This window comes from Salinicoccus jeotgali, assembly GCF_039538805.1.
In the GTDB taxonomy this organism is placed as follows: Bacteria; Bacillota; Bacilli; order Staphylococcales; family Salinicoccaceae; genus Salinicoccus; species Salinicoccus jeotgali.
Genome location: NZ_BAABCK010000013.1, coordinates 230,320 through 249,692, shown reverse-complemented (window position 1 = coordinate 249,692; position 19,373 = coordinate 230,320). Strand labels below are relative to the sequence as shown.

Here is a 19,373-nt window from a genome sequence, read left to right as displayed (position 1 = left end):
GTCTCGTCTGTCGCTTCAAGAAGAAACCACATACCGAGAAAATCATTGAACTACCGGACACCATTGGAAGTCTTTTTGAGTTACATGGGTGAAAAGGAACTGTCTAGCTTATTTTGACAAACGAAAAGTTTAAAAACAACTGGTGTTTAAATCGGATTTTCTAGTGGGATGTTAGGACAATCAATAGTATTATAAAGGTATCAATCACATACGAGTGATACGTTGGGAAAAAATAAAATAGTCCAATTTACTTTACCGTGTACTATGGTACACGGTTTATAATATTCATGGGGTGAAATAAGATGATTTACTGCATTAGTGAGTTTGCAGAAAAATGTGGCGTTAATAAAGAAACGATTAGATATTACGAGCGAAAAAATTTACTACAAGAACCTCACCGAACGGAAGCTGGTTATCGGATATATTCATATGATGACGTTAAGCGTGTTGGGTTTATTAAACGAATACAGGAACTTGGATTTTCTTTAAACGAGATTTATAAATTACTTGGTGCTGTAGATAAAGATGAAGTTCGTTGTCAAGATATGTTCGAATTTGTTTCTAAAAAACAAAAGGAAGTTCAAAAACAAATAGAGGATTTAAAACGAATTGAAACTATGTTAGACGACTTAAAACAACGATGTCCAGATGAAAAGCAATTACATTCGTGTCCAATAATAGAAACATTAACATGAGACATTAACGAAAGGGGCTTTTTTATGAATAAATTTAAGGTAAACATTCAAGGAATGACTTGTACGGGTTGTGAAAAACACGTAGAATCAGCACTTGAAAAGATAGGTGCTAAAAATATTGAGTCTAATTTTCGTCGTGGTGAAGCAGTATTTGAACTGCCCGATGATATTGAGGTTGAAAGTGCAATAAAGGCGATTGATGAAGCAAATTACCAAGCCGGAGAAATTGAAGAAGTATCATCACTAGAAAACGTGGCGTTAATTAATGAAGACGATTATGACCTTCTTATTATTGGTTCTGGTGCTGCTGCCTTTTCTTCGGCAATTAAAGCTATAGAATACGGTGCAAAAGTTGGAATGATTGAGCGTGGAACGGTTGGGGGAACCTGTGTGAATATTGGCTGTGTTCCGTCAAAAACTCTTCTTAGGGCAGGGGAAATCAATCATTTATCAAAAGACAATCCGTTTAAAGGTTTACAAACATCCGCTGGAGAAGTGGATTTAGCTAGTTTAATCACGCAAAAGGATAAATTGGTGAGCGAACTTCGGAATCAAAAATATATGGATTTAATTGATGAATATAATTTTGATTTAATTAAAGGTGAAGCAAAATTCGTTGATGCTAGTACGGTTGAGGTCAATGGGGCAAAGTTATCTGCAAAACGCTTTTTAATTGCAACAGGTGCATCTCCTTCGTTGCCCCAAATTTCAGGACTTGAAGAAATGGACTATTTAACTAGTACAACACTTCTTGAGTTAAAGAAAATACCAAAACGATTAACTGTAATTGGTTCAGGATACATTGGAATGGAGCTTGGACAACTATTTCATCATTTAGGTTCAGAAATAACGCTTATGCAAAGAAGTGAGCGACTTTTAAAGGAGTATGATCCTGAGATTTCAGAGTCAGTTGAAAAAGCGTTAATTGAACAGGGTATAAACGTTGTCAAAGGGGCAACTTTTGAGCGTGTTGTACAAAGTGGAGAGATAAAAAAGGTTTACGTAACAGTAAATGGCAGTAAAGAAGTTATTGAATCAGATCAGTTACTTGTTGCCACTGGAAGAAAACCAAATACGGATTCTTTAAATTTAAGTGCGGCAGGTGTTGAAACCGGAAAAAATAATGAAATCCTGATCAATGATTTTGGTCAAACAAGTAATGAAAAGATTTATGCATCAGGAGATGTGACGTTAGGACCGCAATTTGTATATGTAGCAGCCTATGAAGGTGGAATTATTACTGATAATGCTATCGGTGGGTTAAACAAAAAAATAGATTTATCGGTAGTCCCTGCTGTTACGTTTACGAATCCAACGGTTGCAACGGTTGGTTTAACAGAAGAACAAGCAAAAGAGAAAGGGTATGATGTGAAGACATCTGTATTACCTTTAGATGCTGTTCCAAGAGCAATTGTAAACCGTGAAACAACCGGTGTATTTAAACTAGTAGCAGATGCAGAAACACTAAAAGTATTAGGGGTTCATATTGTATCTGAGAATGCAGGAGAGGTCATCTATGCAGCATCATTAGCTGTTAAATTTGGCTTAACGATAGAAGATTTAACAGAAACCCTAGCACCATATTTAACAATGGCTGAAGGGCTAAAATTAGCTGCACTTACGTTCGATAAAGATGTTTCGAAATTATCTTGTTGTGCAGGCTAAGGGAACTTTTTTTACAATTCCCTATTCAAGTGAACCAGCTAATACTGTACTAAAGTGTGCAGTAGTTTAGCAAAGTCTACAAAAGGATTTCATACACTATTTTGCGATCACCCATTATATAAATGCTTTAAGGGATTTTCTAAGTGCATTTGTGGTCACAAAAATAATTTAACACTGATGATTTCGACATCAAATCTATATTTGATACCTTAACACCGCAGAGTAATAAAGGATGAACAATATGTCAGACTTATTATCCCTACCAGACATTAAAACAATAGAATCACCACAAGAAAATGAAACCGATATGATGTTTAAAGTTGAAGCAGTCGGACCACCTGAACGTTGTCCTGAATGTGGTTTTGACAAGTTGTACAAACACAGTTCAAGAAATCAACTAATTATGGATTTGCCCATTCATTTAAAGCGAGTGGGCTTACAATTGAACCGTAGACGATACAAATGTCGTGAATGCGAATCTACCTTCTGGGAACGCCTAGTATCTGTAGATGAAAAGCGTAGTATGACCAAAAGGCTTTTAAAGTCTATTCAAAAGCAATCCATGTCTAAGACCTTTGTAGAAGTCGCAGAAAGCGTTGGCGTTGACGAGAAAACTATTAGGAACGTTTTTAAGGACTATGTGGCACTCAAAGAACGTGAATACCAGTTTGAAACTCCTAAGTGGCTTGGGATAGACGAGATACATATTATCCGAAGACCTCGGCTTGTATTGACTAATATTGAACGCAGGACTATTTATGACATCAAGCCTAACCGTAACAAGGAAACAGTCATCCAACGTCTTTCAGAAATCAGTGACAGGACTTATATTGAGTACGTCACAATGGATATGTGGAAGCCCTACAAAGACGCAGTGAACACTATCCTTCCACACGCTAAAGTGGTCGTAGATAAGTTTCATGTAATTAGAATGGCTAATCAAGCCTTAGATAACGTCAGAAAGTCTTTGAAAGCTCATATGAGCCAAAAAGAAAGACGTACCCTTATGCGTGAAAGGTTTATCCTTCTAAAGCGTAAACACGATCTAAATGAACGTGAATCATTCCTCTTAGAGACTTGGTTAGGTAAACTTCCTGCCTTAAAAAGAAGCCTATGAACTCAAAGAAGAGTTTTACTGGATATGGGATACTCCTGATTCAGATGAAGGTCGTCTTCGTTATAGTCAATGGAGACACCGTTGTATGTCCAGTAACTCTAAAGATGCATATAAAGACCTCGTGAGAGCCGTAGACAACTGGCATGTCGAAATATTCAACTACTTTGATAAAAGGCTCACTAACGCTTATACGGAGTCAATTAACAGCATTATTAGGCAGGTAGAGCGAATGGGTAGAGGTTACTCGTTTGATGCCTTACGAGCCAAAATCCTTTTCAATGAGAAGCTCCATAAAAAGCGTAAGCCACGATTTAATTCAAGTGCTTTCAATAAAGCTATGTTACACGATAATTTCAATTGGTATGAAGTGAATGATCATAACATTACAGACAACTTTGGTGTCGATTTTTCCACACTTATTAAGAATTTGGAGAAGGGTGATTTATAAGCCCTTTTCCACCATAAAAACCGAATACCCATAAAAACCATTTTGCCCTAGAGTCTCCCAAAAGATATTGCCCACTATAGCCAGATAAAAGATAGAAAGTGACAAGGACGGGGTGCAGTTTAGCGAAGACTAAATGGAGAGGAGCATTCGATGAAAAAGTCCTTAAGTATTCTATTGATGACACTGATTATACTTTTGCTTGCAGGATGCGGCGGCACTGACAATGATGCTGAAGAAGCGATGACGGGTGCGGAAGAGGAAACGACAGAGCAGCCGGCAGAATCAGTAACAACTGAAGAAGCCGCGGCCGGAGGCGCAGTGAATGAAGAGCGCACGGGAGAAGTGGAAGAAGACTCCGAAGCGGACTTGGCGGAGGAAGCGACAGAAGACTCTGAAGAGGCAACAACAGAGGAAGTGACAGAAGAGCAGATGAAAGATGCGACAAAAGAAAAATCGAAAGAAGAAACAAAAGAAGATTCCATGGGTGGATCTTCTGCATCCGGCCCCTATGAAAAACATATGGTCCAAAATCCCGCCGGTGAGTCATGCATCATGAATCGTCTTGCCGCAGATCACTGTGAAGACATCACGATGCAGCAGAAATTCCTGGCCTACCATCATCTGAACTTCATAAATATACTGACGATATCACCGAACATCGGCTGCCTCGAGTGCATGGTGGATTATTCGTTCGCTGTTATAGACGGTACCCAGGAACCAATCAGCATTAATGAGATGGATACGAAAGGCGCCCCTTTCACTCCAAATCTCGAAACTTTCATGGAATCATATGCCTATGAACTCGCCAACTTCTTCAATGGCCATCCGAACCGGCTTATGGATTATATCAGCCAAGATGGCCCTGCCATATCCTATCTCGACAACAACCGCACTTCTGGCAGTTTTGCCGATCATACGACTCACTCAGTTGATGTCCAGAACATCGAAGACAAGGGAGACGGGACATATAAGGTCACGATGGACCGTGAATATGAACATATCACTTCCAACGGCATCGGAAGCAGCACGGTTGAATATACGGTATGTGAAACCGAGCACGCATTCAAAATCGTGGACTTTAACTGATGGCATTGACGTATTGAAAGAAGGCGACTATGAGATAGTCGCCTTCTTTATTTTCTTATATAATTTTCCGTATAGTAGGGCACATTCTCTTCATTATACGCTGTGCCGATCCCTAGATGTGTGAAACTGTCTTTCAGTGTATTCTCGCGATGTGCAAGTGAATTCATGAGGCTGTGGTGGGAGAAGATTGGTGAGGTGTGTCCCATCGCTATATTCTCCCCTGCCATCCTGTACGACACATCGGCTGACTCCAACCGATCCTTCAGCGTCACGCCATCGGGTGAATCATGATTGAAGTAATCCTTCTCAACCATATCGCGGCTATGGCCGAGCGCGGCTTTTGAAGCCGCTTCATCCCAGGACAAAGGTTCTAGTCCATATTCCTGTCTGGTTGCATTAACGAGTAGATGGTTCATTTTGGAATTATCTGCTGGCTCAGGATGATTATATAGGGCGCTGCTTTCACCAAAGGCCTCTTTATCGACAACAAGCAGGCCGTTCACCTGATCAGATTTGTGAAGATCATAGAAAAAATAGACGTATGTGCCATTAATATCATAGACTGCATATTCTTCATTATCCACACGCAGCCGCTTCCAGCCCTTCTTTATTGTCGATTCCGGAGCACCATATATGGAGTCGACCTGTTCCCTGTCCATCCCTTCGATGTTGATCGTCTCGACCGATATGTCGCCACTGTTGGTATAGGCGCCGACGACCCTCTTATCTTTAACCAATACCATATGGAACATGCCAGGCTGGTCTTCAATGTAGAACTCCCCTTCATACTCCGAGCGAATGTGTTTTTTGCCGGAAGTATCATATTCACTGCCAAGCGCAATCTCCACTTCCTGGGTCTGATCGCTGTTGACCTGGTGAATTTTATCCATATTATAAGAAGGATAAATGTTCTCTTCAAGCCATCCACGCAAATAAGACAACTCCATGCCTTCTTCAAAATCATAGGATTGCAGCACGGGGGCTGTAAATATCCAAATGAAATAAAAGAATACGAGCATAAATATTTTTTTTATCATACGGGCACCTCCCTATCCGCATATGGTTTAAAAAAAGTAATTAAACTTTCGTCTAATTACTTTATCCGGGTATATATTCAGTTTGTCTCTCTTCAAAATATGCTTCATCTACGATTGTATTATCCTCACCCATCAGTACGACATTCGGCTTGAATGTTTCCAATTCACTGTCATCCAGCTGAACATAGCTGATGATGATGATTGTATCCCCCACCTGTACTTTTCGGGCTGCTGCCCCATTCAGGCATATTTCACGGGAGCCCCGCCTGCCTTCGATGACGTATGTTTCGATCCGCTCGCCGTTATTGTTATTGACGATCTGGACCTTCTCATTCGGGAGGATATTGGCTGCATCAAGGAAATCAGGATCGATAGTGATACTGCCGACATAATTCAAGTTTGCTTCTGTAACTTTTGCACGATGGATCTTGCCATTCATCATTGTTCTGATCATTTCATCACCAACATATTATCTATTAACCGTGTTCTTTCGAACTTTACAGCAATGAATATTATAGCATTCCCCTCGATGTTTTGAACAGCATCAAGTCCTGGATGGGTATAGATCTGCAGATCGTCCACCACTGCTGAAGTCTTTGATTCGATGTGAGTCCTTATGCCCTCTTTGATCGCTTCAGCGTCAACCTTGCCGTGTTTTATGCTTTCCTGCGCCTTTACAAGCGCGCGATGGATTTCAGGAGCTTCAGTACGTTCGTTTTCGGAGAGATTAACGTTTCGGCTACTCTTTGCCAATCCATCATACGCCCGCTCGGTCGGCACACCAACTACCTTGAGTTCATGGTTGAAGTCCAGGACCATGCGTTTTATGATCATCAACTGCTGACGGTCCTTCTCTCCGAACACTGCAAAGTCAGGACGAATGATGTTGAATAATTTATTGACCACGGTCACTACCCCTTCAAAATGGCCGGGTCGCCTGACACCATCAAGTATCGATGCCATGGATCTCAAAGACAGTTGAAGTTCTGGTTGCTCTGGGTACATTTCTTCTTCAGAAGGATGGAACACCACATCGACTCCAGCTTGTCTGCATATTTCCAAGTCTCTCTCAAGATCCCGCGGGTAACTTTCCAGATCTTCGTCCGGCCCGAATTGGAGGGGATTGACGAAGATGCTGACCACTACCGCATCACCCTTTCGCTTCGCTTCTTCTATCAGCGCAACATGACCTTCATGCAAGTAGCCCATAGTGGGCACGAATGCAATATCCCCTGTCCTTAAAGGTTTTAGTATGTTGCGTATGCCTTCTATTGTGTCTGTATTTTTCATTACTCTTCAAAAACCTTTCTCTTATAAGTAGTGGCTTCATCGGGAAATTCCGAATTCTTTACAGCTTGTACATAAGCGGACAAACCTTCTATCCCAGCAGTATTGAAATCCGCATACGACCTGACGAACTTCGGCAGGCGTTCGGTGCCATACTGGAGCAGGTCGTGATAGACCAGTACTTGTCCATCCACCTCTTTACCTGCGCCGATGCCGATGGTTGGTATTGTGAGGACTTCCGTCACCTTCTCGGCGAGATCTGATGGAATCGCCTCAAGTACAAGCACTGATGCACCAGCGGCCTCCATTGCCTTGGCGTCTTCAATCAGCTGCATGGCCGCTTCCTGGGTGCCAGCCTGCATTTTAAACCCTGTCACGCCGACTGACTGGGGTGTCAATCCAAGGTGCGCGACGATTGGTACACCAGCCCGCACTGCTCGTTTGACGATGGGCAGGCAGTCTACCCCTTCAAGTTTGATGGCATTGGCGTCTGTCTGCTGATACAAAGACAGCATATTTGTCAAGCTTGTATCGTCATTCGCGTGATAGGTACCAAATGGCATGTCGACCACCATATATGTGTCTGGGGCACCCCGCCTGACGGCTTTGGCATGATGGATCATATCTCCAGTCGTCACCTGCACTGTACTGGTGTATCCAAGCACCGTCATGCCGAGTGAGTCACCGACAAGCAACATGTCCATCCCTGCTGCCTCACTTTGTTTTGCACTTGGATAATCATAGGCGGTCACCATGGTGATCTTTTCGCCATTTTGTTTCATCTGACTCCATTCACTGGTTGTTTTCATCATACTGCTCCTTTTATTTAAAGCCTATTATAATTATAATTAGTTTACCATATATTTGGATGGTCGAAATACGTCGGGAGGATTAAAAAATGAAAATTGCAGTGATTGGCATAGGTGCTGTAGGCAGTGTCATCGCCCGAGAGCTGAATATGCTCGATTATGATACGGTGTTGTTCGGCAGACAGCCAAAATCCGGATTCACCATTTCTGAAGCGGGAGAGGAATTTTTTTATCCTTACAGGATAGAAACGATGGATGCCTATCAAGGAGAACCGTTCGACATAGTATTCATCGCGGTAAAAGCGACCGCATTAAACAATATCAGCCAAACTTTCCATCATCTCATCAATGAAGGGACGGAGGTCATCCTATGCGAGAACGGCATGGGCTATGAGCGATATTTCAATCGGCCAGTGCCTGCTGTAGTCTATATCAGTGGACAGAAGAAAAATGACATAATTGAACATTTCCAGGATTCCACGCTACTGATTGAGGATAACCCCCACCCCAATATTGATCGTTTGATTACAGCATTGGATAAAAATCCGGAGACAGAATTGGAGATAAAGAAAAGCGAGGATTTTGAACGTATCCGCTATGAAAAACTGTTGATCAACCTAGGCATCAACTCTGTAACAGCTTTGTCAAAAAACACATCGAAGATCTTTGATCTGGAGTCTGTGACACAATTGACCCGTAGCCTTCTAGAGGAAGGTGTGGCCATCGTCAATAATGAGCGGGAAATCGTGTCGCCGGAATTTACAGATAGGGCCATGGCAATCTACAAAAACTATAATCCGGAAATGGGCACGAGCATGTACTACGACGTCATAGCGAATGCAGAAACGGAGTATATCTATATACAAAAGTATCTCTACGGTAAGAAGGGGAATCTTGAAACCCCCGTCTTGGACGTCATTGTCACCCTGTTGGAGGCATACCAGTATAAGCGTGGATATTGACTATATTGTGTCATTTCATACATCGTGCCTAAGACACATTTATTCATGCTAAAATAGATGGTCAGAAGGAGTGTATGATCATGAAGAGACTAGTATTGCCATTTGTGGCGCTTATTTTCTTTCTTGCCGGATGCAGCGGAGAGGATGGCCAAATGGGCATAAAGGAAAAGGTTGATCAATACAGTGCAAACAAGGAAGCGGAAGCAGCTTCCATCACTGGTTCGGAACTCATCATCGGTGAAAATAAGGAGGAGCGGTACGACTTGCCTGACGATGAATTTTTTGTATCGATTGCACCGTTCATCAATTACACGCACCCGTGCGAATTCCATAGCCTGACAGGATGTCAGGGTGAACTGGAGTCCAAGGAGATACATGTAAAGATTACCGATGGAGAAGGAGAGGTCCATGTGGATGAAAATATGGAGACTCTTGAGAATGGCTTTATAGATCTGTGGCTGCCGCGGGACCGTGAATATGATATCACCATCACGTATGGCGACTATGAAACCGAGGGCTCGTTTTCAACATATGAGAATGATTCGACCTGCCTGACAGATTTTCAACTGGAAAAGTAAAAAGCATCCTTGCTGATGTGGAACCAAAATCTCAATTTAGGGATTCATATCAGCAAGGATACTTTTTTTGTAATTTTTTAGGGCATCTACCCTCATTAACGAAAGTTAATATGATATTTGATGCTATTAACCTCCAAAAAATGAACTTGATTCACTATTCTTATTGAAAGGTTCGTTTTTTGTGTTATCATAATAAGCATCTTGAATACAAAGCACTCATATAATCGCAGGAATATGGCCTGCAAGTTTCTACCGGGGCGCCGTAAACGCCTTGACTATGAGTGAGTAACTCTCGTGCAACCACTTGAAGTCTGCTCATCTCATGATGTGTGCTTTTGGCTTTTTCAAAATAAAATTTTGGAGTGGATTTTGTGGAGTTGCTTAAACAGAAAATATTAGATGAAGGAACGGCGCTTTCAGATACAGTATTGAAAGTCGACCATTTCCTGAATCATCAGATTGATCCATTACTTATGAAAGAAATTGGAACAGCGTTTAAAGAACGGTTTGAAGACCGCGGAATAACTAAAATATTGACGCTGGAATCTTCCGGCATCGCACCTTCGGTCATGACGGGGCTTGAACTTGGCATCCCTGTAATCTTTGCCAGAAAGCGCCAGTCATTGACGTTGAACGAAGGTTTGCTGACGGCTGACGTTTTCTCCTATACTAAAAATGAGTCTAATACCATCGCCATCGCCGAGAAATTCATCTCACCCGATGATGAAGTATTGATCATCGACGATTTTCTGGCAAATGGAGAAGCCGCTAAAGGTCTGCTCGAACTTGTGGAACAGACTGAAGCTTCAGTAACCGGTATCGGCATCGTCATCGAAAAAGCCTTTCAGGAAGGCGGCGAAATACTTCGTACTGCTGGATACGATGTCCATTCCCTTGCCCGGATCGCCTCTTTGACGGAAGGTGAGATAACCTTCATGTCTGGAGTGGAAGTGTGATGCAGATGTCTTCACTTAAAAAACTTTCACTCGGCATCCAGCATATCCTTGCCATGTATGCCGGCGCGGTGGTCGTCCCTTTGATCGTCGGCGCCGCCATCGGCTTGACCCCCGCACAGCTCACCTACCTCATTGCCATCGATATCATGATGTGCGGCGTCGCAACAATCCTACAGGCCTGGAAAAGGCAATATTCGGGCATCGGACTCCCGGTCGTCCTTGGCTGTACATTTACTGCTGTTGGCCCGATGATTGCCATAGGCAATACTTACGGCATCCCTTCAATATACGGGGCAATCCTTGCTGCAGGTCTGTTCGTCATCATCATTGCGAAATATTTCAGCCGACTGATCAGATTCTTTCCGCCTGTGGTCACAGGTTCCGTAGTGACCATCATCGGAATTACTCTCGTGCCGGTCGCCATGCATGATATATCCGGTGGCCAGGGCAGTGCCGACTATGGATCCGGCCTGAATCTCGCACTTGGTTTCGGTACACTTGCAGTCATATTGGTGCTGTTCCGATTCGGGGAAGGCTTCCTGAAATCGATTGCCATACTATGCGGCATAGTGATCATGACTTTCATCAGTGGTTTTTTTGGAATGGTGGATTTCAGTGCAGTCAGTGCGGCCAGTTGGCTTCATCTTCCCAAAGTCTTCTACTTCGGGCTGCCCGAGTTCAATATAGTGCCTATAATGACGATGATGCTCGTGACAATCGTCGGTCTGATAGAGGCGACTGGTGTCTACTTTGCCCTTGGAGACATATGCGATGAGGATATCGGACAAGAAGATTTGAAAAGAGGCTACAGGGCAGAGGGCTGGGCGATCCTGCTCGGTGGCATTTTCAATGCCTTCCCCTACACCACCTATTCCCAGAACGTCGGCCTCGTCCAGCTTTCAGGCATAAAAAGCAGACAAATCATCTATATTGCAGGCACCATGCTCATTCTGCTCGGTCTCGTTCCAAAAATCGGTGCTGTAGCAGTGGCAATTCCGACCCCGGTCCTTGGCGGTGCGATGCTGGCAATGTTCGGGATGGTTGTCTCATACGGCATCAAGATGCTTTCAAGAGTGGACTTTGAGGACCAGAACAATCTGATGATCGTTGCAATATCGATCGGTATGGGCCTTGGCGTCACGGCTTTGCCCGACCTTTTTGCGATCGTGCCTGACAGTTTAGCTGTCATAACGGAAAGCGGCATCGTCCTCGGAAGCCTGACGGCGATTATACTCAATATTGCATTCAATGCCCGCTTGGGCTTCCTTAGACATAAAAGGCAGAACCGTCATATCATTGAATAGTATTACATTATAAAAGAGGCGTCGCTTGGCAGGGACGCCTCTTTTATCGTTCAATCATTCCTTTTTCAGCCATTTCCATAAGGGCCACGGGTTAAAGCATATACCACACATAAAAAGAGATCCCCTTTACAGGAGCCTGTGTTTACATAGAATTTCGATTTTGATATCCTTCGTCTTCCTCTTTTGAAATGTCGTCCACTTCGTCGAAATGATTTTGGATATAGGTTTGTTCTTCTTTCTTCGACAATAGCCCGTACGCTTTTCCTTCGACTACTGCATGTGGTATATCAGGTTGTGTCAATATATTATGTACCTTTACGGAATTGGAAAAATCGCCATTCTTCCATTCGAGCATTTCTTTATGTAGGAACGTTCTGTCTTTGACATCGTATTGTTCGAGTAAGTCAATCACTTCGTCAAGTCGTTTTTCCGTAATTTTCAAGTGCCCCCATTTCTTCTCTGCTCGTACTTTTTGATGCGACATTCGATGAACCATATCGACGACTTTATCTTCCACTTTTTCCGGCGCAGGCTCGACTTTGTCTTCGTACTTGAGGGCAGTTTCTTTGATCTTTTCCTTTTCCTCCAGAATGTCGGTATCATTCGGTGCCGAAAGATTAGCCTCCGGTTCGCCCTTTTCAACGCTTTCGGACGAACTTCCGATGCTAATGAATAAGATGACCAAGACGGCGGATGTAGTGATTACCATAAAGGTTGAAATCGAAAATATGATTGCCTTTTTCATTGAATCCCCTTTCTGATAGTTGTCCATGGCTACTATTTTCGATTTTAAATCATGACCAACATGCGTCAAGCCGTTTTGTTTACTTTTGGACTTCTTGTGTTTGATGACAAAGGCAGAACCGTCATATCATTGAATAGTATTGGAATAAATAAAAGAGGGGGCCCCTATGGGGTCGCCTCTCCTATAGTTCAATCATTTCTTTTTCAGCCATTTCCAGAATGGCCATGGTCAAAGCATAGACAACATGCTCGAAGACCAGCCCACCCTGTACAAATACTGTGTAGGGACTTCTGATCGGTCCATCTGCGCTCAGTTCTAGGGATGCACCTTGGATGAATGTGCCTGCAGCCATGATGACCGGGTTTTCATAACCTGGTATATCATCCGGTATAGGCAGGAACTTGGAATTCACCGGGGATGCCTTCTGGATCATTTGGGTGAAAGTGATCATCTCTTCTTCCCTATTGAATGTGACGCTCTGGATCAGATCTGTCCGCTCAGCATCCGGCAGTGGATCTGTCTTGAGTCCCACCGAAGCCAACAGGTGGCTCGTCAATACCGCACCGTTAAGCCCTTCAATTACCGTGTGCGGAGCCAGGAAAAAGCCTTGATACATGTCTTTGAGGCCATCTAGGCTTGCCCCCATTTCTTTGCCTATTCCCGGTACGGTCAGCCGATAGCTTACCCGCGTAATGATATCCGTGTTGCCTGCGACATACCCTCCCATTGGCGCAATACCGCCGCCCGGGTTTTTGATCAGACTGCCGGCAATTACATCCGCTCCGGCTTCTATCGGTTCACGTGTCTCCACAAATTCACCGTAGCAGTTATCGACGAAGACAATCACTTCAGGATGCTGTTTTTTAATTTTTTGGATCATCTCTTCCATTTCAGCTATAGTCAGAGATTTGCGCATGCTGTAGCCCCGGGAGCGCTGTATCGCGACTATCTTGGTCTTTTCATTGATTGCCGCCATAATCGCCTCTTCATCAAAATGGTCGTCGACCAGATCTACAGAGCGGTATTCTACGCCCTTTTCCATCAGACTCCCGATATCGTCATGACTTGTTCCTATCACCTTTTCCAAAGTATCATATGGCTCCCCGCTGATATAAAGCAACTCATCACCGGACTCAAGCAGTGATAGTAATACCAGGCTGATGGCATGCGTCCCTGAGATGATCTGGCTTCTGACCAGTGCATCTTCACTGCGGAACACTGCGCTGTAGATATCCTCGAGCTTATCCCGCCCTGTGTCATCGTATCCGTAACCGGTCGTGCCGCTGAAGTCGCTTTCGGTGACGCCATTTTCATAGAACGCCGACATGACTTTATTGAAGTTCGCCTGTCCTATCTTTTTATTCTTTTTTATGATGGGGTCAATCTCTTCGACGGCGTCAGACACCATCTTCGCTATTTCAGTATGGTTCACACTTATTCTCCTCTTTGAACGATTCTTCTACTCCAGTCTCCTGGTGGTTCGAAGCCTTTGAAGCTGTAGGATCCATCATCCTCATCCAAAAGCGCCTCTTCTACGATTGTATGACGTTTCAGGTCATAGACTTTCTGTGGCTCAGAGATTGGCAATGTGACATGGTAGGCTTCCATCGTCTCTTTCAGGAAATCTTCCAATATGCCCAAAATCTCTTCTCCAGCCATGTCCTTATTGACATAGGCATGCGGTTCTCCAGGCGTCAGATAACGCCCATCATCAATGTCCGTCTTGTTGAAGAACACGCATGACGGTATGTCATCCATCCCCAACTGTTCGATCAGTTGCTTTACAGTATCGTAGTGGGTACCGAGCGCATCGGTGCTGTTGTCGATGACATGGATGATGAAATCACTGTCCGCCGCTTCCTCGAGCGTCGATTTAAAGCTTTCAATCAATGTCGTCGGCAAGTTTTGGATGAAGCCCACCGTATCCGATATGATGCACTCGAAACCAGAAGGCAATACAATCTGCCTCGTCTTAGGGTCAAGTGTGGCAAAGAGTGCATCTTCTTCAAACGTATCGCTTTTTGCCATTGTGTTGAACAGTGAAGATTTGCCTGCATTCGTATAGCCAATCAATGAAACCTTTACGACTTGGTTGCGCTTGCGCTGTGCCCGGTATCTCTCCCTATGGGCTTCAACCGTCTTCAACTGCTTCTTGATTTCTTTTATACGCTGGTTGATATGCCTTCTATCGGTTTCCAGTTTCGTCTCCCCTGGCCCTCTTGTACCAATGCCACCCCCGAGGCGCGACAGATTGATGCCTTGACCCTTCAACCTCGGTACGAGGTACTGGAGCTGTGCCAATTCGACTTGCAGTTGGCCTGCCTTCGAATGGGCACGCATACTGAATATGTCCAATATGACTTGTGTCCGGTCAATTACCTTAGTATCCATATAGGATTCAATGGAACGGTTCTGGCTTGCCGTGATTTCATCGTTGACGATGGTATAGTCTATCAGATCATCTTCCCCGTAGACTTCAGCCGTTTCAGTCAGAAAACCTGTACCTGCATAGGAGCGTGCATCGACCCGGGTCCTGTTCTGGATATGGACGCCGACAATCTCTATACCGACGGATTCTGCCAGACTTTTCAACTCTTCCACCTCGGTGTCTATCGATGTGCGGTCCGGTGTATCGACTGCAATGATGACACCTTTATATATATGAGTCATTATGACACCTCCGAATTTTAATGCTGCTCTTTACTACGGTGTGCTTGTTCAGCCAACAGATGCTGGATTCCTAGATTACATTAACACATTTAATTGCTTTAAAAAGTAACTCCACTGGAGGTTAAAAAAACATCCCACCTAGTGGGATGTCCTTTTATTTCGTAAATGTACTGATCGCATGCTTATAGATCAAATGATCTTTGCCTCCGGAACTGAGCTGGATCACGTACTTATCGAAATCAATTACTGTACCCCGCATCTGAAACCCATTGACCAGGAATACCGTCACTTCCACTTCAGTTTCCTTGAAGTCACTCAGGAATGTATCCTGCAAATTAAGACTTGCCATTTTTATCTCTCCTTCGCCTGCAGAAATTGATATATATCTTCCAATATTATATCCGTATCGACTACATCCAGATCGTACCATGTTACAGGCAGCTGATTTCTAAAAAATGTAAGTTGTCTTTTGGCATATTGCCTTGAATGTTGAATGATCGCTTCTTTAACATCATCCAAAGTTCCATGTCCTTCAAAATAGGGCATAAATTCCTTATAGCCGATTGCCGCACTCGCTGTTTTCGATAAAGGGCCGCCATCCAGTAATTTACGAACTTCTGATTCAAGCCCCATCTCGAACATCTTTTCGACCCTTTCCCGGATTCGTCCATGAAGGACTTTACGGTTGCGTGTCAATCCTACTATAAATGTATCATATTTCATTTCATCTGTGTAGCCAGGGCCCGTCCTGTTGCTGATCCTGTTGCTCAGTTCGTGTTTCACCAAGGCTCGGATCACCCGCTTGCGGTTGTTTGGATGGATGTCTTCTGCACTTTTCGGATCGATGCGCTGCAGCTGATTGTGCAGAACGGGGGTAGCCAGTTTTTCGAAGTGGCCAGTCAACCTTCTCTTTTCTTCATCATCTTCTTCATCGAATTCATAGCCGTACACCAGAGCGCGGATATAGTGTCCGGTCCCCCCTACTATAAAGGGGGTGCGGGCATCTTCATGGAATTCATCGATCAGATCCTCCACATGGTGTTGGAACTGGTGGACGGAGAATGTCGTATCAGGCGGCATGACATTGATCATGTAATGCTGGACGCCATCCATCTCTTCTTCTGTAATCTTTCCGGTGCCAATGTCCATGCCCTGATAGACCTGCATAGAGTCTCCACTAATGACTTCAAGGTCGAATCTTTTGGCGATCTCAACGGCCAGTGAAGATTTACCTACGGCCGTAGGCCCAACGAGTATCAGAAGTTTCTTCTTTTCAGACATGTCTCCTCACCCACCCTAACAGTCTATTGTAAACTTGTGCACGGTTCTTCTCAAACAGCACTTCATGCCTGCTCTCTTCATAGAGTTGTACGGTCACGGAATCCACATATTTCCTGTAGGTCCGACCCAAACTCCTGATGTCAGCACCATACTTCGAGAATGGATCCGATTTACCGCCTATAAGCAGTATCGGCACATCCGCATTCAACCGCTTCAAATTCTTCTTCTCAAGACTTTCATCGATATTGCGGGCAATCTCAAATAATGCCCGGTTGCTCATCAGGAAGCCGCAGTAAGGGTCTTGATTGTAGTTAGATACACGGGAGTCATCCTCCGATAGCCATCTGTTTTTCTGTTCACCTTTAAATGCACCATCATATCCCGACACCGCCACACTGTTGATTATCGGGGAGCGATATTCCGGAGCGACGGCCGCAAGGAGCTTGAGTAGTTTGACGCCCATGGTTTCAATCAGGGATTTTTTATTGCCCGTCGCTACAATGATTGCGCCATCATAAATATTCTGCTCCAATAACCTGCGGGCAATGATGGAACCCATCGAATGTCCGAGTATGAATGACGGGATATTTGCCGGCAATAGGCGGGACACCGCAATGGCATCATCAGCCAGAACGTCGAGGGACTCGAAATGCCCTAGCTTTTTTGCTTCAGGTCCATGTCCCCTATGATTATGCATGATCACCATACAGTCATTCATCGCAAGCCAGGTCATCATTGCAGTATAGCGCCCTTTATGTTCGGCCATGCCATGCATCAGTTGAATTGCACATATGGGCTCATCCGGAATGAATATGCTGACCTCTATATCTCTGCCATTGTTATTTATAATCTTTTCGATCATTCTCATATATGCACATCCTATTTCATGATCCTATTGAACATCCGCTCGATTTCATATGTGCTCATATGGATGAGCACAGGTCGTCCGTGCGGACATGTATAAGGTGAATAACAGCTGCGTAGCGACTCGATCAGTGCTTCTATCTGATTTTTATCCAGATAATGGTTGGCTTTTATGGACTGCTTACAACTCATCATGATTGCGAGTTCTTCTTTATATTGATTTACCGAAAAGTCTTCCTTCCCGCTGACAAAATCGATGAGTTCCCCGATGTCCTCTTCCGGGCGCCTCTCATCAATCCAATTCGGGTAACCAGTTACGGCATACTGTGTCGGACCGACCTTGTCGATATCAAAGCCCAATTGTTTAAGTTTCTCAAGTTTCCCATCTATCTCTATTATATCATTCATCGGAAATTCGAACGTATATGGGATGAGGAGCGGTACGGCAGCTGTTTTTCCAGCAGTGATGTTTGCGGAATAGTATTCATACTTGATCCTCTCCTGTGCGGCATGCTGATCCATCATGTACATGCCGGAATCGTTCTGGAGGATGATGTAGGTGCCGTGGAGTTGACCAACTATCTCCATATATGGCAGCTTTTCCGCTTGGACTTCGCTTTCGGATGGCTCGGGGACGTGTGTTTCTTCCGGTTCCGGTGGAGGAGCAGTTTCAGATGAAGGTCCCTCCTCCCGGGCGATGGTGCGCACGGGTTCTACCGAGTACTCTGTTTTGGGCCATTCAGTTTGCGGCTCCTCAAAATCATGTTGCATTGGGGGCTTCGTATACCTTGGGCGATCAAATGGATTCGGCTGGGTGAAATCAATCGCATCTTGGATAGGCTTTTGCCTGTCCTGTGTCTTTTTTGCCACATCAGGGATGAGCACTTCTTTCCTCATGCTCTCAAGCACTGCTTTCTCAAGCAGATGGTTCAATTCCCTCTCCTTCGAGAACTTCACTTCTATTTTGGCGGGATGCACATTCACATCAACCAACTTCGGATCCATTTCAATATCAATCACGGCAATTGGATATTTGTCTTTGGGCAGCAGTGTGTGGAAGCCCTTGACTATGGATTGTGACAAAGCGAAACTTTTAATGTGGCGCTGATTGACGGAAATATTCATATAATTGCGGTTGCTGCGATTGATCTCTGGACGAACCACGAATCCATGTATCTTGAAATCGGCATCTTGTGCCTGTATTTCAACGGCGTTGCGTGCAACATTGAGGCCGTATATATCGCTCATGGTTTCTTTGAGGTTGCCGTTGCCTTTGGTCATTAATCTCTGCTGGTCATCCAACACCAGTCGGAAGCTCACTTTTGGATGCGCCATCGCCATTTTCTGTACCACATCAATAATTTTTCCGCTCTCAGTCTTCAACGAACGGATATATTTGAGCCTGGCAGGTGTATTGAAGAACAGATCTGTAATGGTGATGTCAGTTCCCTGTCGTTCCTTACCAGGACTCTGCCTCATTAGTTCCCCGCCTTCAAAGCGGATGAATACAGGGTCGCCAGAACGATGCTTCGTCTCGACAGAGACTTTGGCGACAGCGCCAATGCTGGCCAGTGCCTCTCCGCGGAAACCGAGTGAGCGGATCTGGAACAAGTCATAATCAGATGAGATCTTACTGGTCGCATGCCGTTGGAAAAGGAGTGGGCCATCCGTATGATGGATGCCGTCACCATCATCGACGATGCGGATTTTCTTCATGCCCGACTCTTCTATGAATACTTCTATTTCAGTCGCATTTGCATCAAGGGAGTTCTCCAAAAGCTCTTTGACGACTGAACTCGGACGCTCCACCACTTCGCCTGCTGAAATCTTATTCTGTATGGCACTCTCCAATACTTTTATGGTGCCCAT

Annotated in this window: 18 protein-coding genes, 2 pseudogenes and 1 riboswitch; of the genes and pseudogenes, 9 read left to right on the top strand and 11 right to left on the bottom strand. The window is 44.3% G+C overall.

All coding sequences use genetic code 11. From position 1 onward, the window contains the following. From ABD734_RS03640 to ABD734_RS03620, 5 genes and pseudogenes are all read left to right on the top strand, one after another. Positions 1-117, top strand: a pseudogene (locus tag ABD734_RS03640) (IS30 family transposase); the annotation flags it as partial. Positions 118-302: 185 nt separating this feature from the next. Further along, positions 303-695, top strand: a complete 393-nt coding sequence (gene merR / locus ABD734_RS03635; RefSeq protein WP_344701491.1) for a mercury resistance transcriptional regulator MerR — start codon at positions 303-305, stop codon at positions 693-695. A 24-nt stretch (positions 696-719) separates the two neighbouring features. Then, the gene (gene merA / locus ABD734_RS03630) at positions 720-2,360 is read left to right on the top strand and encodes a mercury(II) reductase (RefSeq protein ID WP_344701489.1); all 1,641 of its coding nucleotides are present in this window, start codon (positions 720-722) and stop codon (positions 2,358-2,360) included. Between the two features lie 241 nt (positions 2,361-2,601). Next, positions 2,602-3,925: pseudogene (locus ABD734_RS03625) on the top strand (ISL3 family transposase). 150 nt (positions 3,926-4,075) lie between these two features. Further along, on the top strand, positions 4,076-5,011 hold the full coding sequence (locus tag ABD734_RS03620) for a hypothetical protein (RefSeq protein ID WP_344701488.1): 936 nt from the start codon (positions 4,076-4,078) through the stop codon (positions 5,009-5,011). A gap of 47 nt (positions 5,012-5,058) precedes the next feature. Here ABD734_RS03620 and ABD734_RS03615 read toward each other — a convergent pair whose 3' ends face one another. The 4 genes from ABD734_RS03615 to panB form a co-directional block, all read right to left on the bottom strand. After that, complete coding sequence (locus tag ABD734_RS03615) at positions 5,059-6,048, bottom strand: CAP domain-containing protein (RefSeq protein ID WP_344701487.1); 990 nt, start codon at positions 6,046-6,048, stop codon at positions 5,059-5,061. 61 nt (positions 6,049-6,109) lie between these two features. Next, positions 6,110-6,502, bottom strand: coding sequence for an aspartate 1-decarboxylase (gene panD / locus ABD734_RS03610; RefSeq protein WP_344701486.1), 393 nt, complete (start codon positions 6,500-6,502; stop codon positions 6,110-6,112). Then, entirely contained in the window at positions 6,499-7,338 is an 840-nt protein-coding gene (gene panC / locus ABD734_RS03605; RefSeq protein WP_344701485.1) for a pantoate--beta-alanine ligase, read from the bottom strand. The genes panD and panC overlap by 4 nt, the downstream gene beginning before the upstream one ends. Then, positions 7,338-8,144, bottom strand: coding sequence for a 3-methyl-2-oxobutanoate hydroxymethyltransferase (panB, locus tag ABD734_RS03600; RefSeq protein WP_344701521.1), 807 nt, complete (start codon positions 8,142-8,144; stop codon positions 7,338-7,340). The genes panC and panB overlap by 1 nt, the downstream gene beginning before the upstream one ends. An 89-nt stretch (positions 8,145-8,233) precedes the next feature. On the opposite strand from panB, the gene ABD734_RS03595 reads away from it, so the two are divergent. From ABD734_RS03595 to ABD734_RS03580, 4 genes are all read left to right on the top strand, one after another. Beyond that, entirely contained in the window at positions 8,234-9,106 is an 873-nt protein-coding gene (locus ABD734_RS03595; protein ID WP_344701483.1) for a ketopantoate reductase C-terminal domain-containing protein, read from the top strand. Between the two features lie 80 nt (positions 9,107-9,186). Then, positions 9,187-9,684 carry a CueP family metal-binding protein gene (locus ABD734_RS03590; protein WP_344701481.1) on the top strand — a complete coding sequence of 166 codons (498 nt, stop codon included), beginning with the start codon at positions 9,187-9,189 and terminating at the stop codon, positions 9,682-9,684. Between the two features lie 196 nt (positions 9,685-9,880). Then, positions 9,881-9,982: riboswitch (purine riboswitch) on the top strand. A gap of 73 nt (positions 9,983-10,055) precedes the next feature. Next, the gene (locus ABD734_RS03585; RefSeq protein ID WP_344701479.1) at positions 10,056-10,640 is read left to right on the top strand and encodes a xanthine phosphoribosyltransferase; all 585 of its coding nucleotides are present in this window, start codon (positions 10,056-10,058) and stop codon (positions 10,638-10,640) included. Further along, the gene (locus ABD734_RS03580; protein WP_425568290.1) at positions 10,640-11,944 is read left to right on the top strand and encodes a nucleobase:cation symporter-2 family protein; all 1,305 of its coding nucleotides are present in this window, start codon (positions 10,640-10,642) and stop codon (positions 11,942-11,944) included. Before ABD734_RS03585 ends, ABD734_RS03580 begins: the two co-directional genes overlap by 1 nt. Before the next feature lie 142 nt (positions 11,945-12,086). Here the strand turns inward: ABD734_RS03580 and ABD734_RS03575 are convergent, their stop codons facing one another. The 7 genes from ABD734_RS03575 to mutL all read right to left on the bottom strand — a co-directional run bounded on the left by ABD734_RS03575 (position 12,087) and on the right by mutL (position 19,373). Continuing rightward, positions 12,087-12,689 (bottom strand): DUF6241 domain-containing protein, encoded by a 603-nt coding sequence (locus tag ABD734_RS03575; protein ID WP_344701477.1) that lies wholly within the window; start codon positions 12,687-12,689, stop codon positions 12,087-12,089. A 181-nt stretch (positions 12,690-12,870) separates the two neighbouring features. Further along, positions 12,871-14,097, bottom strand: coding sequence for a methionine gamma-lyase family protein (locus ABD734_RS03570; RefSeq protein WP_344701517.1), 1,227 nt, complete (start codon positions 14,095-14,097; stop codon positions 12,871-12,873). A gap of 26 nt (positions 14,098-14,123) precedes the next feature. Further along, positions 14,124-15,359 carry a GTPase HflX gene (gene hflX / locus ABD734_RS03565; RefSeq protein ID WP_344701475.1) on the bottom strand — a complete coding sequence of 412 codons (1,236 nt, stop codon included), beginning with the start codon at positions 15,357-15,359 and terminating at the stop codon, positions 14,124-14,126. A gap of 154 nt (positions 15,360-15,513) precedes the next feature. After that, positions 15,514-15,708 (bottom strand): RNA chaperone Hfq, encoded by a 195-nt coding sequence (hfq, locus tag ABD734_RS03560; RefSeq protein WP_344701473.1) that lies wholly within the window; start codon positions 15,706-15,708, stop codon positions 15,514-15,516. Positions 15,709-15,710: 2 nt separating this feature from the next. Then, entirely contained in the window at positions 15,711-16,640 is a 930-nt protein-coding gene (gene miaA, locus ABD734_RS03555; RefSeq protein WP_344701471.1) for a tRNA (adenosine(37)-N6)-dimethylallyltransferase MiaA, read from the bottom strand. Continuing rightward, entirely contained in the window at positions 16,633-17,508 is an 876-nt protein-coding gene (locus tag ABD734_RS03550; RefSeq protein ID WP_344701468.1) for an alpha/beta hydrolase, read from the bottom strand. Before ABD734_RS03550 ends, miaA begins: the two co-directional genes overlap by 8 nt. Positions 17,509-17,519: 11 nt before the next feature. Further along, complete coding sequence (gene mutL, locus ABD734_RS03545) at positions 17,520-19,373, bottom strand: DNA mismatch repair endonuclease MutL (RefSeq protein WP_344701466.1); 1,854 nt, start codon at positions 19,371-19,373, stop codon at positions 17,520-17,522.

Excerpts from the sequence above, each read along its gene's own strand:
- hflX (WP_344701475.1), bottom strand. The coding sequence starts at position 15,359 with ATGACTCATATATATAAAGGTGTCATCATTGCAGTCGATACACCGGAC.
- ABD734_RS03590 (WP_344701481.1), top strand. The coding sequence starts at position 9,187 with ATGAAGAGACTAGTATTGCCATTTGTGGCGCTTATTTTCTTTCTTGCC.
- ABD734_RS03595 (WP_344701483.1), top strand. The coding sequence starts at position 8,234 with ATGAAAATTGCAGTGATTGGCATAGGTGCTGTAGGCAGTGTCATCGCC.
- ABD734_RS03620 (WP_344701488.1), top strand. The coding sequence starts at position 4,076 with ATGAAAAAGTCCTTAAGTATTCTATTGATGACACTGATTATACTTTTG.
- mutL (WP_344701466.1), bottom strand. The coding sequence starts at position 19,373 with ATGGGCACCATAAAAGTATTGGAGAGTGCCATACAGAATAAGATTTCA.
- ABD734_RS03580 (WP_425568290.1), top strand. The coding sequence starts at position 10,640 with ATGCAGATGTCTTCACTTAAAAAACTTTCACTCGGCATCCAGCATATC.
- ABD734_RS03615 (WP_344701487.1), bottom strand. The coding sequence starts at position 6,048 with ATGATAAAAAAAATATTTATGCTCGTATTCTTTTATTTCATTTGGATA.
- merA (WP_344701489.1), top strand. The coding sequence starts at position 720 with ATGAATAAATTTAAGGTAAACATTCAAGGAATGACTTGTACGGGTTGT.
- merR (WP_344701491.1), top strand. The coding sequence starts at position 303 with ATGATTTACTGCATTAGTGAGTTTGCAGAAAAATGTGGCGTTAATAAA.
- panC (WP_344701485.1), bottom strand. The coding sequence starts at position 7,338 with ATGAAAAATACAGACACAATAGAAGGCATACGCAACATACTAAAACCT.
- ABD734_RS03575 (WP_344701477.1), bottom strand. The coding sequence starts at position 12,689 with ATGAAAAAGGCAATCATATTTTCGATTTCAACCTTTATGGTAATCACT.
- panD (WP_344701486.1), bottom strand. The coding sequence starts at position 6,502 with ATGATCAGAACAATGATGAATGGCAAGATCCATCGTGCAAAAGTTACA.
- ABD734_RS03550 (WP_344701468.1), bottom strand. The coding sequence starts at position 17,508 with ATGAGAATGATCGAAAAGATTATAAATAACAATGGCAGAGATATAGAG.
- hfq (WP_344701473.1), bottom strand. The coding sequence starts at position 15,708 with ATGGCAAGTCTTAATTTGCAGGATACATTCCTGAGTGACTTCAAGGAA.
- ABD734_RS03570 (WP_344701517.1), bottom strand. The coding sequence starts at position 14,097 with ATGGTGTCTGACGCCGTCGAAGAGATTGACCCCATCATAAAAAAGAAT.
- panB (WP_344701521.1), bottom strand. The coding sequence starts at position 8,144 with ATGAAAACAACCAGTGAATGGAGTCAGATGAAACAAAATGGCGAAAAG.
- miaA (WP_344701471.1), bottom strand. The coding sequence starts at position 16,640 with ATGTCTGAAAAGAAGAAACTTCTGATACTCGTTGGGCCTACGGCCGTA.